We start from the raw sequence: 14204 nt of genomic DNA on the forward strand, positions 1-14204 counted from the left end.
GGAGAGTGATATGCATTTTAAACTGATTATTGCATTGGTGGATGAAGGACAGACCAAGAGTATCATGCTTGCAGCGCGTGAAGTGGGTGCTACCGGTGCAACCGTAATTGGTTCGGCGCGGGGTGAAGGGTTGTCGCCGAAAAAAACGTTCTTCGGGCTGAACCTGGAGTCGCAACGTGATATGCTGATGTTCATTGTTGAGGAGCACCTGAGCCGGGAGGTGCTGGAGCATATTGCCATGATCGGCGGATTTGATGATAACCCGGGCAGCGGGGTGGCTTTCCAGCTGGATGTGGAAGATACCATTGGTCTGGCCAGACAGATCAAGGCCATTGAAGATGATGTGGAGGAGATTCTATGACAGACGAACGCAAGATTATCCGTGTAGTCGATGTGATGAAGGAAAAATACGATGTGGTGGACGGCCTGAGTACCGTGCGCGATGTGCTGGTGCATATGCGTCATGTTGAAACCAAATGCGTCATTGTGGACAAACGGGATGGCAATGATGAATACGGGATTGTCGTGCTGGCCGATATCGCCCGGCATGTGCTGGCCGTGAACAAATCGCCCGACCGTGTCAGTGTCTACGAGATCATGACCAAGCCGGCAGTGACGGTAAATCCGGAGATGAATATTCGTCATGCCAGCAGGCTGTTTGCCCGCCTGGGACTCTCGCGCGCTCCGGTTGTCAATGGCAGCGGTGAAATTATCGGTATCGTCAGCCATACGGATATGGTGCTCAAGGGCATGTTGAAGCTGATTTAATATCGCTTTATTTGTTATATATGCAGGCTAGGGTAGCCGTATTGAATAACCCGGATGGTCTCACTCATCCGGGTAAGGGAAGAGGTATTTGCCTATGCGTTTGGCTGTGATGATGGTTTTTTCTTTGCTACTACTGACATCTTGCAGTCTGGTGCGATCGGCTATGGTGACGACGATGGATGTTATTACTGCACCGTACCACTGGATTACCGATGATGATCACTATGATGAAAAAGATGATACCATCAACTAAAACGCCACTTTATCCGGATTCATGAGCTGAACCCGTATTGAACCTGTTACTCAGCAAGATGATTACCGAGCTGCTGTTGCCGCCCGGCGGGTTGATAGTGCTGGCAGCCACAGGGCTTGTTTTCTGGAAACGATCCTGGGGACGGGCCATCGTTATACTGGCATTGGCCCTGCTGTGGTTGCTCTCTACTGCACCTGTTCGCGATTTGCTGCTCAACCCTCTGGAGCAGCGCTATCCGGCGCTTGATATATCACAATTACAACAGATGAAAGCAGACGATAGTGCGATTGTCGTACTCGGTGGGGGGCTGTATCCACGGGCGCCGGAATATGGTGGTCAGGATTCTCTGCATGATGATGGACTGATGCGCACGCTCTATGCCGCAGATCTGGCGCTGAAAAGTAATCTGGATGTCTATGCAACAGGCGGAGCGTTCAAGCCGGGTCAGGCGGAACCGGAAGGGTTGATCATGGCGCGGATGCTGATCCGCTTTGGCGTTGACCCTGAACATATTCATTCAGAAAACCGGGCTCGTACGACCTGGGAAAATGGTCTCTATATCAGGGATATGATGAAAAAAGCCGGTATACATCGGATCATTCTGGTGACTACAGCGTGGCATATGCCCAGATCTGTCCGGGTATTTGAATCGCTGGGCATGCACGTGATAGCCGCCCCGTGCTCCTACAGGGCCGGGCGACAGGCGTATGATCTGCGCAGCTATCTGCCCCGCTGGAATGTGCTGTCGGATTCAGGCGACGGATTGCATGAGTATCTTGGTCTGCTCTGGTACCGGCTGGCATATCAGTGAATAAAGTATGATGAGGTGTGAAAGTTCATATATCGGTGCGTTGATGACTTTTTACGAAGCGATGATGTGTGACAGAATGCATCTGCTGTCATGATGCTGGTCAAGGCGATTAAACAGGATTAGAAATGGCTATAGCAGGATCCTTAGGAGGTGGCGTGAGCCGTTCAGAGTCGGAGCAGACTGCATTGCCGGATGAGTTGTTTGCCGCCGGAAGCAGTTATTTGGAGCAGTTACTTGATCAATACCGGCAGGATCCGGGGTCGCTGCCGGCAGAGTGGGGCGCCTATTTTGCTTCACTGGCCGAAGAGCAGGGTGACGACGCTCCACCTGCACATCAGCAGATGCTCACGCGCATGGCGCCCGCTGCCAGTGCGGCTCAGCAGCAGCCACTGCGTGAGGGGGATGTAGAGTACCCGTCTCGAGCGATGTATCTGATCCATGCCTATCGGGTACACGGGCACCTGCATGCGAATCTGGACCCCCTGCATTTGAATCCCCGTCCAGTCACTCCGGAAATGGAGCTGGCCTATTACGGTCTGTCAGAAGCTGATCTGGATCAGGTGTTTCCGGCCGGTGATCTGATCGGAGAGCGCAACAGGCCGTTGCGCGATATTCTGTCGCATCTGAAAAAGAGTTATTGCGGTTGTATCGGGCCGGAATTCAGACATATCACCGATTCTGCGCGTAAGCACTGGATTCAGTCCCGCCTGGAGCGTAATGCCTTCAGGCCGGATGAGGATGATGATACCCGTCGCCATATTTTCGGCCGTATTATGCATGCCGAAGAGTTTGAGCGTTTTCTGCATACCCGCTATGTCGGGCAGAAACGGTTTTCGCTGGAGGGTGGCGAAAGCCTGATTCCGATGCTGGATGCGCTGATTCAGAATGCCGGCAGCAATGGTACCCGTGAGATTATCCTTGGTATGGCGCATCGGGGCCGTCTGAATGTACTGGCCAATATCATGGGCAAGTCGCTGGCTGAGATCTTCACCGAATTTGAGGGCTCTCAACTGAAGGAGGAGGCGCACGGACAGGGTGATGTGAAATATCATATGGGTTTTTCATCCGATGTGCGAACGCCGGGCGGTGTGGTGCATCTGTCGCTGGGGTTCAATCCGTCGCATCTGGAGATCATTACACCGGTAGTCCTGGGCAGTGTGCGGGCGCGTCAGTGCCGTCGCGGTGACAAGGCTCGGCGCGAGGTAATGGGCGTACTGGTGCATGGCGATGCTGCATTTGCCGGCCAGGGCGTGGTAGCTGAGTCGCTGGAGCTATCCAAACTCAACGGGTTTCGTATCGGCGGCACAATCCATATTGTTGTGAACAATCAGATCGGCTTCACCGTTAATCCGCATGACGCACGTTCCACGACCTACTGCACGGATATCGCCAAAATTATTCATGCACCGATTCTGCATGTGAATGGCGATGACCCGGAGGCCTGCTGTCAGGCTGTGGAAATTGCCGTCGATTACCGCAATACATTTCACGAAGACATTGTCATCGACCTGATCTGCTATCGACGGCACGGTCATAATGAGACCGATTCACCGGAAGTCACTCAGCCGCTGATGTACCGGCGTATTGCCGAGCATCCAACTGTCGAGCAGGTGTATCGCGATCGCCTGATCGCCGCAGGTGTTCTGACTGCAGAGGGCGCCGATGCCATGGTGGAGGCGTACCGTGATTGCATGGATAAGGTCAGACGTGCCAAAAACCGTCCGGCACCGAATGTTCTGAACAGTCTGCAGGGGCGTTGGGAAGGATTTTTATCCGAGGGGATGGATGAGCCGGATACCGGTGTGAGCGCTGATCTGCTTGGCATGCTGGTGCGCAAGGTGCATCGCCTGCCGGCTGAATTCTCGCTGCATCCGCGGGTGGAAAAGATTTACGAAGCACGTATAGGGATGATGGACGGACTGGAAGCGGTAGACTGGGGCTGCGCTGAAAGTATGGCCTATGCCTCACTGGTTTATGAGGGTGGCTGGGTACGTATATCCGGTGAAGATTCGGGACGCGGCACTTTTTTTCATCGTCATGCCGTGGTTTACGATCAGCAGACGGGCAAGAGCATGATTCCCCTCCGGCAGGTGGAGAACGGGACGCTGTCACATTTCATTGTCGTGGACAGCATGCTTTCGGAGATGGCGGTTCTGGGCTATGAGTACGGCTATTCGGTGGCCGAACCGAGGGCATTGGTCATATGGGAAGCCCAGTACGGTGATTTCGCCAATGTGGCGCAGGTGGTGATCGATCAGTTTATTGCAGCCGGCGAATCGAAGTGGAAGCGCTTGTCAGGGCTGGTGTTGTGGTTGCCGCATGGCTATGAAGGGCAGGGAGCTGAGCATTCATCGGCCCGGATGGAGCGCTATCTGCAGTTGTGCGCAGAGAACAATATGCAGGTGGTTTACCCATCGACGCCGGCGCAGTTGTTTCACCTGTTCAGACGTCAGTTGTTATCGAAAGTGCGTAAGCCGCTGATCATGATGGCGCCGAAGAGCATGTTGCGCCAGAAGCTCTCTTTCTCGTCGCTGGATGAGTTTACTGCCGGCACCTTTCAGCCGGTGTTGCCTGAGCAGGAGATTGTTCCGGCGGCGACCCGACGCGTGCTGCTGTGCACAGGCAAGGTCTACTATGACCTGCTTGCGGCGCGTAACGAACGTGGCATCAGTGATATCGCCATCATCCGTATCGAGCGGCTCTACCCGTTCCCTGTCAATCAATTACGATCGGCGCTGGCGCAATATGAAGGTGTCAGGGAAGTGTGCTGGGTTCAGGAGGAGCCTGAAAATCAGGGTGCATGGCTGTATATGAACAACCAGATCAGAAAACTGTTGTTGACTGAACAGAAAGTGTATGCCGTGACCCGTCCCGAGGCTGCGGCGCCGGCGGTGGGCTCTATCAAGCGCCATCAAATGGAGCTCTCCGTGCTGCTGGATCAGGCGCTCGGCAAGAGTGTTGAAGGTATGCTGGTTTGATGAGGCTGTGTGCGGCTACATTCAGAGGAAAACGAAGTGTGATTGGAGTGATCGATGGATATTGAGATTAAGGTACCCAGTCTGGGCGAGTCGGAAACCGAGGCCACGCTGATCAGCTGGCTCAAGCAGGAGGGTGATGATGTTGCCGTGGATGATGTGCTGGCTGAGATTGAGAGCGACAAAATCACCATGGAGATCACGGCGCTCGATAGCGGCGTGCTCAAGCAGATTATCAAACAGGCAGACTCCACTGTAGAGCCGGGCGAGGTGATCGCTATTGTTGATGACAGCATCAAGCCTGCAACAGTAAAAACGGATGCCGGGCAGCAGGAGATGCCTGCTGCTCCTGCGCCGGAAACCAGGGCCGAAAAAGCCCCTGCGCCGGCAGCCAGGGCTGAAAAAGCCCCTGCCGGCAAGGCGAAAGTAACGCCTTCATCGCCAGCTGAAGCCGAGCCGGCGGTCGGTACCAAACAAGCGGAGAAACCGGCTCCGACGTCCGATAGCGAGCGTAGCGAACAACGTGTACCCATGAGCGGATTGCGCCGTCGTATTGCCACGCGTCTGAAAGAGGCCCAGAACACGGCGGCGATGCTGACCACGTTTAATGAAGTGAATTTGCAGGCGGTGATGGATCTGCGTAGCCGTTATGGTGCGGCATTTCAGGAGCAGCACGGTGTTAAGCTCGGTTTTATGTCCTTCTTTGTGCGGGCTGTATGTCAGGGGCTGACGAAGCATCCGGCGCTCAATGCATTCATCGATGGCGATGAGATCGCTTACCATAATTACGTCGATGTCGGCATCGCGGTGAGTACCGATAAAGGGCTGGTTGTGCCGGTATTGCGTGATGCACATCTGCTCGGATTGGCGGATATTGAAAAGGGTATCGCCGATCTGGCGGGCAGGGCGCGCAGTGGCGGTCTGATGCCGGATGATCTGAAAGGCGGCACTTTTTCGATCACCAACGGCGGTATCTACGGCTCGATGCTATCCACTCCGATCCTGAATCCGCCGCAGAGCGGTATTCTCGGTATGCACACGATTCAGCAGCGACCTGTGGCGGAGAATAATAGTGTGGTCATTCGTCCGATGATGTATCTGGCACTCTCTTACGATCACCGGCTGATTGACGGCTCCGAAGCCGTACGTTTTCTGGTGACGGTAAAGGAGACGCTGGAGTATCCGGGTAGTCTTACGCTGGAGCTGTAAGAGGAGTAACTCTTACTGGCGGGCATCCTCGTGGATGGAGATTCTTACCGTATCATCGAGAATACCTGCCGGAATATCGATGCGGGCGTGATGCAGTCCGGTATCGTGATAGAGATCGCTCACACGTCGCTTGATCAGGGTCTGATTGGCGGGCGAATTCCTCATATCGAAAAAATCCCTGAGTTCGAGGATGATTGTATCGGTGGATACCTGTTGGTTGCCGGTCACCTCCACCCTGTTGATGGGCGGATAGTTCTCAGTGGTTAACGGCTTTTCTGTCGACGGTTGTGAATCCTCATGACGCTTATCAGGGGTGGCTATGCGGGTGGTTGGCTCTGAAGTCAGTACCTCCGGATAATGTTCCGGTATCAGTCGGTTCTTGAAGTTCACCGATGCCAATGCCAGCAGCCTGCTGTTGATATGGGCAGCCTTTTTAAGGTCTGCCAGCGAGGCCTGACGGCTCTCGGTATCGGTGGGTACATCACGCATGCTCAGCACGTAATAGAGCGGCTTGCCAATGTGTCGTATGGCAATGAGCAGCTGTTGCCGGCGGCCAATCTGTTTGATTTTGGCAACGGCATTTTCCTGTTTGGCAAATACGCCGAGACTGACCAGCAAGCGATTGTCGGGAAGGTCATTCAGGCCGATCTGCCAGGTTTGCAGAGCCTGATCCACATCATAACTATCGAGTTGTTGCCAGCCTCTGATCAGCCAGTCGGGTGCAGATGTTGATACGGGCGGCGATGCAGCTTCAGGCACGGCTTCATCTGTTATCCGGGTGTCGTGCTTGAGTGATTTGGCTGAAGTGGCAAGCAGGGTTGCAGTGATACCGGCGGCCTCTTTCAGATCAGCCAGCTGTTGCTGACGCAGGGGCCAGGCGAGCGCTACATCTCTGGCGCTGAGCAGGTAGTAGCGCTGGCGGACATGAATGATAAAGGTCTGTTGAGCCGAACCGATTTGATGCAGTTGCTGCCAGGCATTCTCCGCTTGTTGATAGACGCCGAGCACGGCAAAGAGGCGGGAGTCCGCCTGATTGTTGACGCCCTGCTGCCAGCGCAGAAGAGCCTGTTGTGGATGTTGAATCTCCAGCTCCTGCCAGCCTGACTGTACCCAGTCGTTCTGCTGAGGCTGTTCTGCTGCGAGTGCAGTGCAGGCGAAGCCGCACAGCAGTACGATTATCGGTTTAAACCATCTGTTTATCTGTTCTCCCATACCCGCCCCCGAAATCCCATCCACAGGTTGCAAACATTATCACACTCTGTGTCAACGGTGAAAGCAACGTGGCGGAGCAGGGGAGATGGATGAGTAGCTGTGAGCTGATCGGGAGTAAGCAGAGATAAATCCGGGGATAGCGTTCGCAATAAATGGACGGATCGCCTCATCACGGATGAGGCGATCCGTCACATGCGGACTTTACTGCGCTAGCAGCGCATTCATTTTGCGTACGAAGCCGGCCGGATCTTCCGGCAGTGCGCCTTCGGCCAGAATAGCCTGATCGAACAGGATACTGGCGTAGTCTGCGATCTTCTCTTTCGAACGCATTTTAGCCAGACGAATGACCAGTTCATGATCCGGATTGATTTCCAGAATTGGTTTCATATCCGGTATATTCTGGCCGGCCTGCTTGAGGATGCGCTCCATATTGGAGCTCATATCAAACTGATCGGAAACCAGGCAGGCGGGTGATTCGGTCAGCCGATCGGTCACGCGAACTTCCTTGACCTTGTCGCCCAGCGCTTCGGTGATTTTCTTCACAGCCGGTTCAGCAGCCTTGACCTTCTCCTCGTGCTCTTTCTGCTCCTGCTCGGCATTCTCACCGATACCGGAGAGGTCCAGTTCGCCCTTGGCAATCGACTGCAGTTTTTTGCCGTCGAATTCGTTGAGGTGGCTGGTCAGCCACTCATCGATGCGATCGTGCAGCAGGATGACTTCGATACCCTTCTTGCGGAATACCTCCAGATGCGGACTGTGTTTGGCTGCAGCCAGCGATTCGGCGGTGATGTAGTAAATGGTATCCTGTCCCTCAACCATGCGTGCGCAGTAATCGCTCAGCGATACACTCTGCTCATCGCTCGTGGTGGAGGAGAAGCGCAGCAGCTTGGCAATACGCTCGCGGTTGCCTGCATCCTCGATGACACCCTCTTTCAGGCAGTTGCCGAATTCAGCCCAGAAGTCGGCAAAGTCGGTATTGGCTGCGGCATCTTGGTTTTCACCATCGCTCTGACCAGCCTTGTCAGCCATCTCTTCAAGCAGGCCGAGAACGCGTTTGGTTGCACCCTTTTTCATTGCATCCATGGCAGGGCTCTGCTGCAGGATTTCGCGCGATACGTTCAGCGGCAGATCGTTGGTATCCATGACGCCGCGTACAAAGCGCAGATAGCGTGGCAGCAGGTCTTCGGTGGCTTCCATGATGAACACACGGCGCACGTAGAGTTTGACGCCATGTTTGGCTTCCGCCTGCCAGAGATCGAATGGTGCGCGCTTTGGCAGGTAGAGCAGCAGTGTGTACTCGTATTTACCTTCCAGTCGCTGATGCAGGTTTGCCAGCGGGTCTTCAAAATCATGGCCGATATGCTTGTAGAAGTTGTTGTACTCTTCATCGGTGATGTCGGACTTGGAACGGGTCCATAGTGCCGATGCCTGGTTGATCGTTTCGATTTCAGCCGGTTTCTCTTCTTCCCCTTCAGCTGCCGGCAGCGGGGTACCTAGCATGCGGATCGGGAACGGGATGTGATCGGCATATTTATGGATGATCGATTTCAGGCGCCAGCTGTCCAGGAACTCGTCGGCTTCTTCACGCAGGTGCAGCGTGATTTCGGTGCCGCGGCCATCCCTGTGGATGGTTTCCAGCTCATACTCGCCGTCGCCGGCACTCTCCCAGCGTACGCCATGCTCATGCTCAAGACCTGCACGGCGGGTGGTCAGTGTGACACGATCGGCAACCAGGAAGGCGGAGTAAAAACCGACGCCGAACTGGCCGATCAGATGGGCATCCTGCTCCTGATCGCCGGAGAGGCGTCCGAAAAACTCCTTGGTGCCGGAGCGGGCAATGGTGCCGATATGCTCGATCACTTCGTCGCGACTCATACCGATACCGTTATCGCGGATGGTGATGGTGCGGTTTTCCTTGTTTACGTCGATATATACATGCAGGTCGGAATCGCCTTCAAACAGCGCATCATCCGTAGTTGCTTCAAAGCGCAACTTGTCGGCGGCATCGGAGGCATTGGAGATCAATTCGCGCAGGAATATCTCTTTGTTGGAGTAGAGCGAGTGAATCATCAGATCCAGCAGCTGTTTGACCTCCGTCTGAAAAGCACGGGTCTCTTTGGTTGTTGTCATCTGTTCTCCTCAATACTAACGGGGATGGGATTAATCAGGTTCATAGATAGGGACGCACGTCGCCCGATTCAAGGGCGGGATTGTGATTGATGCTTATTCTGTCGAGATGGTTTCCCTGAGCAGGCGAAACAGGCTGCGATGCGATTTCGGCGGTTTGCCAGCCTGCAGCTCGCGAGAAGCATTTCGCACCAACTGGCGAATCTGACCGGCATCGGCATGGGGGTATAAGGCCATGAACTCGGTGATGGCGGTCTGTCCGTCGGTCATTAACCGCTCACGCCAGCGCTCGATACGGTGGAAGTTTTTATCCTCTTCCTCCTTTTTGGCTTCGAGGCCGGCAATGGTTTCTACCAGTGATTCGGTATCATTCTGGCGCAGCAGCTTAACAATAAATTTAAACTGTCGTTTGGCCGCACCGTGTTTCATGCTCTGTACGTCGACCAGCGCCTTGAACAGCTCCGGCGGCAGTTGCATACGCTCCAGTGGCAGGATATCGAGTTTGGAGAGCTTTACGGCCAGCTCATGCAACTCCTTGATCTCACGCTTCTGCTGGCTTTTATTCAGCCGTTCTACCGGTTCATAATTTTCTTCATCAAAGGTATCATACATGCGCCAAGCCTAGCGGTTGTCAGAAATGCTGTCTTCGGCTGTGTTTAAACCGGATAGAGAGAGGGTGAAATGAAACTGGTGCAACTGGCGGAAATCGATGCGGGGCCGGTGAATCATACCTCGGGCATCATGCGCAAGATATTGCTGGGGGAGGGTGATCTGCCGGCATCCGTACGCCTGTCGCATGCGCTGTTTAAGCCCGGTGAGTCTGTTGAGATGCATAAACATGATCGTCTGTTTGAAGTGTTCTATGTGCTGAGCGGGCAGGGTCAGTTGATTGTGGAGGAGCGTCCTGTCGATATTGGTGCCGGCAGCTGCTTTATGGTTGAGCCCGGAGAGATGCATGCGCTGATTAATGACGGTGATGTTGATATGGCATTGATCTATTTTGGCCTGCATGCCGACTGATCTCGACAGGGTGTATGCCGGGTGAAACAGGATAAGTAGTTAGCGATGTCGCCGGCTTGGTCTATAATCGAATCTACCAAAGCTATAACCGGGATTTGTGTGATATGAAACGACTCTGCTGACTCTGCAGGGTTTCACAAGGATGGAGCTGCCGTGGAATATAAGGATTACTACAAGATTATGGGCTTAAAGCGCGATGCGACGCAGGATGAGATCAAGCGTGCTCATCGCAAGCTGGCACGCAAATATCACCCTGATGTCAGCAAGGAAGCGGATGCCGAAGCGCGGTTTAAAGAGGTAGGCGAGGCCTATGAGGTACTCAAGGATCCGGAAAAGCGGGCGGCATATGATCGACTGGATCCGAATATGCAGGCCGGCCATGATTTTCAGCCGCCTCCGAACTGGGACAGCGGTTTTGAGTTTCAGGGTGGCGGATTTACCGGTGCAGGCGGCAGTGGTTTTAGTGATTTCTTCCAGCAGTTATTCGGTCAGGGCTATGGCGGCCAGGCTGGCGGAGCCCGTTTTAGCGCGCGCGGCCAGGATCACCATGCCAAGGTAATGGTCGATCTGGAGGATGCCTTCCACGGTGCAACGCGCAGCATCACGCTGCAGTCCCCTGAACTGGATGAGCACGGGCGGGTTCATGTCAGCAATCATACGATTCATGTAAAAATTCCCAAGGGGATCAAGGAGGGGCAGCAGCTTCGGCTCAAGGAGCAGGGGGCAGCTGGTATGGGGCAAGGGGGCAAGGGAGATCTCTATCTGGAAATCCATTTTAACCCGCATCCGCTCTATCGCCCGGAGGGACGTGATCTGCATATGCAACTGCCGGTGACCCCCTGGGAGGCTGCGCTTGGCGCTACGGTAAATACGCCAACTCCGAATGGAACGGTAGGGGTGAAGATTCCTGCCGGTTCAAACAGTGGCAATAAACTGCGCCTGAAGGGGCGGGGCATCCCGGGCAATCCTGCGGGTGATATCTATGTTGTCCTTAGTGTGGTGGCTCCGCCGGCCGATAGTGAGCAGGCCAGAGCGCTATACAAAGAGATGGAAAGCAAACTGGCATTCAACCCGAGAGCCGGGCTGGGGGTGTAGGCGATGAATAACTTAACGGTACTAACCGGCATCATTGTTGAAGAGAACGACTGCTTTACACTGGCTGAACTCAGCCGTGCCTGCGATATGCCTGCCGAGTGGATACTGGCACTGGTGGAAGAGGGCGTGATCGAGCCGGTCGGCAGTGAGGACGGACACTGGCAGTTTAGCGGTCGCTGTCTGCGTCGGGTGCGTATTATTCAGCGGCTTGAGTCGGATCTCGGGTTGAATCTCGCCGGTGCAGCGCTGGCGCTGGAGTTACTCGAAGAGGTGGAGTCTCTGCGCAATCGCATTGCAGTGCTGGAGCGCTAAAGCACGCACCTCTCTTCTGCTACCAGTAGGACCACTGCGCAAAGGCAAGGACATATGCGGCGAGTAACAGATTGGCGGTCATATGAGCGATAATGGCATCTATCATCTCTCCTCTGAAGTAGCGAGCTGCGGCAAAAGCGATGCCTGCCAGTGTGCCGGCCAGCAGCGAGCCATGCAGTGCACCAAAGGCAATCGATGAGATCAAGGTGGCACAGATCTGTCGGGTGGGCGTGGAAAAGCGGGCAAGAGCATGTTCGCAATAGGTCAGTAAAAAGCCGCGAAAGGCCATCTCTTCGGCCAGTGGCACGATAATAACGGCTCCGATGATTCTGAACAGAAGCCAGCCGGCGGCAGCGAACAGAGAGGCGGAGAAGAGCGTGTGGGTAAATGCCTGTGCCTCTTCTGCCGATGCAGGGACCATCATAATCCAGATCACAGATACTATGATGCCTGTGCCAATTGCGAGCGGATGCGGCCGGATCATCCAGGGGCGGATGATCCGACGATAGTGAAACAGGATAGCACCGACAATCACTACACGAACAGGATACAACCAGTCGAATGATGCGGTGAACAGCAGCGTGGCAAGGGAGGCTGCAATCAGTGCCAGCTGTGGCACCAGCAATCTGTTTTCATCGTCCAGATGTAGAATCTTTGTCGTCGGCCGATTAGTGAACCACCCTGTTCGTTTGATCGCAACAATGGATAATAGGCCTACAATGGTGAAGTTCCACCATCCGGCCGCTGAATGGAAACCTTGAATCGCGATTTCGGGTGACCATGAGGAACCGATCGCCATCAGCAGCGCAATGCGCAGCGTATTGAGCAGCCAGATAACAACAATGGCCAGTGGTATTACCAGCAGGACATTTGGAAAAATCAGCTGTGCCCTGATGATATAGATGTAACCGCCCAGAAACAGTAAAATCAACCCTATGCCCTGATAGCCCAGACAACCGGGTGCAATTATGACGCTGAATGTACCAACGGTGACAATGGTGGTCGAAATATCGACCGCCAGCTCATAGCCGAGCAGGTGATCAATCCAGCCGGCAAGCTGGACGGTTGGTGTAAACAATATACCGGCTATGATTTTATCGTATTGTCCGAACCAGATGGTGGCTATTTTATAGAGCAGTAGACAAACGATGACCGCAAACAGCTCCCATCGTTGTTCGCGTACAAAGCGTAGCCAGAATTGTAACGGAGCAAGCAGGAGCATGGCGGTTGCCATGGCTGCGGCTATTGCTATCAACAGCAGGCCTGAGAGGCCGGACAGGGCGTTGTCGGTCGGTGATGCTCCGCTTATATAGTCGAGCAGGAAGTATATGGCTGCCAGTAGTACGCCATGTATTGCAACGTACACCTTTCTCTTCTGATGCGTTCCCAGAATTAGCTCGCGATAGTTGCCAAACCGGGCCAGCAGAATAATGGCGAAGCCAAAAAAGCCTTTCACAATGTAGGCGGGAAACAGATTGAAGTAGCCGATGCTAGAGAGTAGGCCGCCGCGCAGTTTGAACGGCGTCAGGTATGCCTGCAGTAGGATATCGAGGCCGCTGAGCTCGGCAAATACGACCAACCACAAGATCAGCGTGAAATAGGTCCGGGCTCCGTGCTGCGCACATATGCTGTTCCCCCCGGCAGGGGGGGCGGCGCTGATCACGGGTTTATCACTGTAGATCGGTTGAGACTGTTATTTTTTCGGCTTCATCAGCATCAGCACGCCAGCCAGCAGACCGATTGCCTGCAGTGACAAGCCGCCGTCGATTTCCGGTGCTGTTGGAGGAATAAGTGCCCATGCGGTCGATGTATAGAGGCATAGCAGTGCTGTGGCGAAGATCATGTTTAATTTCATGTTTGCATCCTTTTCTTCAGGAGTGTTAAACGTTGTGGGAAAAGACTAACTGACCGGATTACACCACTACAAGTTAGCAACTTTATCCTGCTTCAAAGGGTACACGGATAGAATACTAAAATACAGTTTTTTTCCAAAATCCGGGTGCTTGAGACCACAACAACACTGCCTCCCAACGACTCCATATCTCACCCGCGAAAAACTCTGTCGGGCAATCAGTTCAAGTGAGCATTCCGTAGTCAAACTTCAACATTACAGGCTGAGGCTGTAAACAGTTGATGTTACTTCTGGTAAAAGCAAAAAGCCGGCCCTGCGTGAGCGGGGCCGGCCTTGATCGTAGAGCGCGGGGGTTTACTTTTTGTACTGGCCCATCACGCAGTATTTGGCATAGGTCGCAGCATCATTGCTGCTCCAGTCAGCCTTGGGTTTTTCCTTGATCTTGTTGCACCAGGCCTCCGTGCCTGGCTCGGGTGAGCAGGCGGAGAGGGTGAAGAGCAGCAGCATTGAAGCGATTGCGGTCAATATGATTTTCATTGAAACCTCCGTAAAATGGTAAGGGTAGATTAA

At 54.0% G+C, this 14204-nt stretch carries 14 protein-coding genes; 8 read left to right on the forward strand and 6 right to left on the reverse strand.

All coding sequences use genetic code 11. From position 1 onward, the window contains the following. Positions 1 to 10: 10 nt before the first annotated feature. The 5 genes from SPV1_RS08385 to sucB all read left to right on the forward strand — a co-directional run bounded on the left by SPV1_RS08385 (position 11) and on the right by sucB (position 6016). On the forward strand, positions 11 to 361 hold the full coding sequence (locus SPV1_RS08385) for a P-II family nitrogen regulator (protein ID WP_009850725.1): 351 nt from the start codon (positions 11 to 13) through the stop codon (positions 359 to 361). Continuing rightward, a complete protein-coding gene (locus SPV1_RS08390; protein ID WP_009850726.1) occupies positions 358 to 768 on the forward strand; it encodes a CBS domain-containing protein in 411 nt (136 codons plus the stop codon). Before SPV1_RS08385 ends, SPV1_RS08390 begins: the two co-directional genes overlap by 4 nt. Positions 769 to 1058: 290 nt before the next feature. Then, positions 1059 to 1832, forward strand: coding sequence for a YdcF family protein (locus SPV1_RS08395; RefSeq protein WP_009850728.1), 774 nt, complete (start codon positions 1059 to 1061; stop codon positions 1830 to 1832). Between the two features lie 155 nt (positions 1833 to 1987). After that, entirely contained in the window at positions 1988 to 4810 is a 2823-nt protein-coding gene (locus tag SPV1_RS08400; protein ID WP_009850729.1) for a 2-oxoglutarate dehydrogenase E1 component, read from the forward strand. Between the two features lie 54 nt (positions 4811 to 4864). Next, positions 4865 to 6016: a dihydrolipoyllysine-residue succinyltransferase gene (sucB, locus tag SPV1_RS08405; RefSeq protein ID WP_009850730.1), complete on the forward strand. Its 1152-nt coding sequence runs from the start codon at positions 4865 to 4867 to the stop codon at positions 6014 to 6016. Positions 6017 to 6028: 12 nt separating this feature from the next. Here the strand turns inward: sucB and SPV1_RS08410 are convergent, their stop codons facing one another. The 3 genes from SPV1_RS08410 to yjgA all read right to left on the reverse strand — a co-directional run bounded on the left by SPV1_RS08410 (position 6029) and on the right by yjgA (position 9967). Further along, complete coding sequence (locus SPV1_RS08410; protein ID WP_009850731.1) at positions 6029 to 7228, reverse strand: hypothetical protein; 1200 nt, start codon at positions 7226 to 7228, stop codon at positions 6029 to 6031. A gap of 201 nt (positions 7229 to 7429) precedes the next feature. Then, positions 7430 to 9358: a molecular chaperone HtpG gene (gene htpG / locus SPV1_RS08415; protein WP_009850732.1), complete on the reverse strand. Its 1929-nt coding sequence runs from the start codon at positions 9356 to 9358 to the stop codon at positions 7430 to 7432. A gap of 93 nt (positions 9359 to 9451) precedes the next feature. Continuing rightward, positions 9452 to 9967 carry a ribosome biogenesis factor YjgA gene (gene yjgA, locus SPV1_RS08420; protein ID WP_009850733.1) on the reverse strand — a complete coding sequence of 172 codons (516 nt, stop codon included), beginning with the start codon at positions 9965 to 9967 and terminating at the stop codon, positions 9452 to 9454. Between the two features lie 69 nt (positions 9968 to 10036). Here yjgA and SPV1_RS08425 point away from each other — a divergent pair, with 69 nt between their 5' ends. From SPV1_RS08425 to SPV1_RS08435, 3 genes are all read left to right on the forward strand, one after another. Beyond that, positions 10037 to 10375, forward strand: coding sequence for a cupin domain-containing protein (locus SPV1_RS08425; protein WP_009850734.1), 339 nt, complete (start codon positions 10037 to 10039; stop codon positions 10373 to 10375). A 153-nt stretch (positions 10376 to 10528) separates the two neighbouring features. Further along, positions 10529 to 11470 (forward strand): DnaJ C-terminal domain-containing protein, encoded by a 942-nt coding sequence (locus SPV1_RS08430; RefSeq protein WP_009850735.1) that lies wholly within the window; start codon positions 10529 to 10531, stop codon positions 11468 to 11470. A 3-nt stretch (positions 11471 to 11473) separates the two neighbouring features. Next, positions 11474 to 11782: a chaperone modulator CbpM gene (locus tag SPV1_RS08435; RefSeq protein ID WP_009850736.1), complete on the forward strand. Its 309-nt coding sequence runs from the start codon at positions 11474 to 11476 to the stop codon at positions 11780 to 11782. 19 nt (positions 11783 to 11801) lie between these two features. Here the strand turns inward: SPV1_RS08435 and xrtE are convergent, their stop codons facing one another. The 3 genes from xrtE to SPV1_RS08445 form a co-directional block, all read right to left on the reverse strand. Next, positions 11802 to 13367 (reverse strand): exosortase E/protease, VPEID-CTERM system, encoded by a 1566-nt coding sequence (gene xrtE / locus SPV1_RS08440; RefSeq protein WP_040881766.1) that lies wholly within the window; start codon positions 13365 to 13367, stop codon positions 11802 to 11804. A gap of 108 nt (positions 13368 to 13475) precedes the next feature. Next, positions 13476 to 13637, reverse strand: a complete 162-nt coding sequence (locus tag SPV1_RS14340) for a hypothetical protein (RefSeq protein ID WP_009850738.1) — start codon at positions 13635 to 13637, stop codon at positions 13476 to 13478. A 351-nt stretch (positions 13638 to 13988) separates the two neighbouring features. Further along, entirely contained in the window at positions 13989 to 14171 is a 183-nt protein-coding gene (locus SPV1_RS08445) for a DUF3012 domain-containing protein (protein ID WP_009850739.1), read from the reverse strand. Between the last annotated feature and the right edge of the window lie 33 nt (positions 14172 to 14204).

This window comes from Mariprofundus ferrooxydans PV-1 (genome assembly GCF_000153765.1).
Classification (GTDB): domain Bacteria; phylum Pseudomonadota; class Zetaproteobacteria; order Mariprofundales; family Mariprofundaceae; genus Mariprofundus; species Mariprofundus ferrooxydans.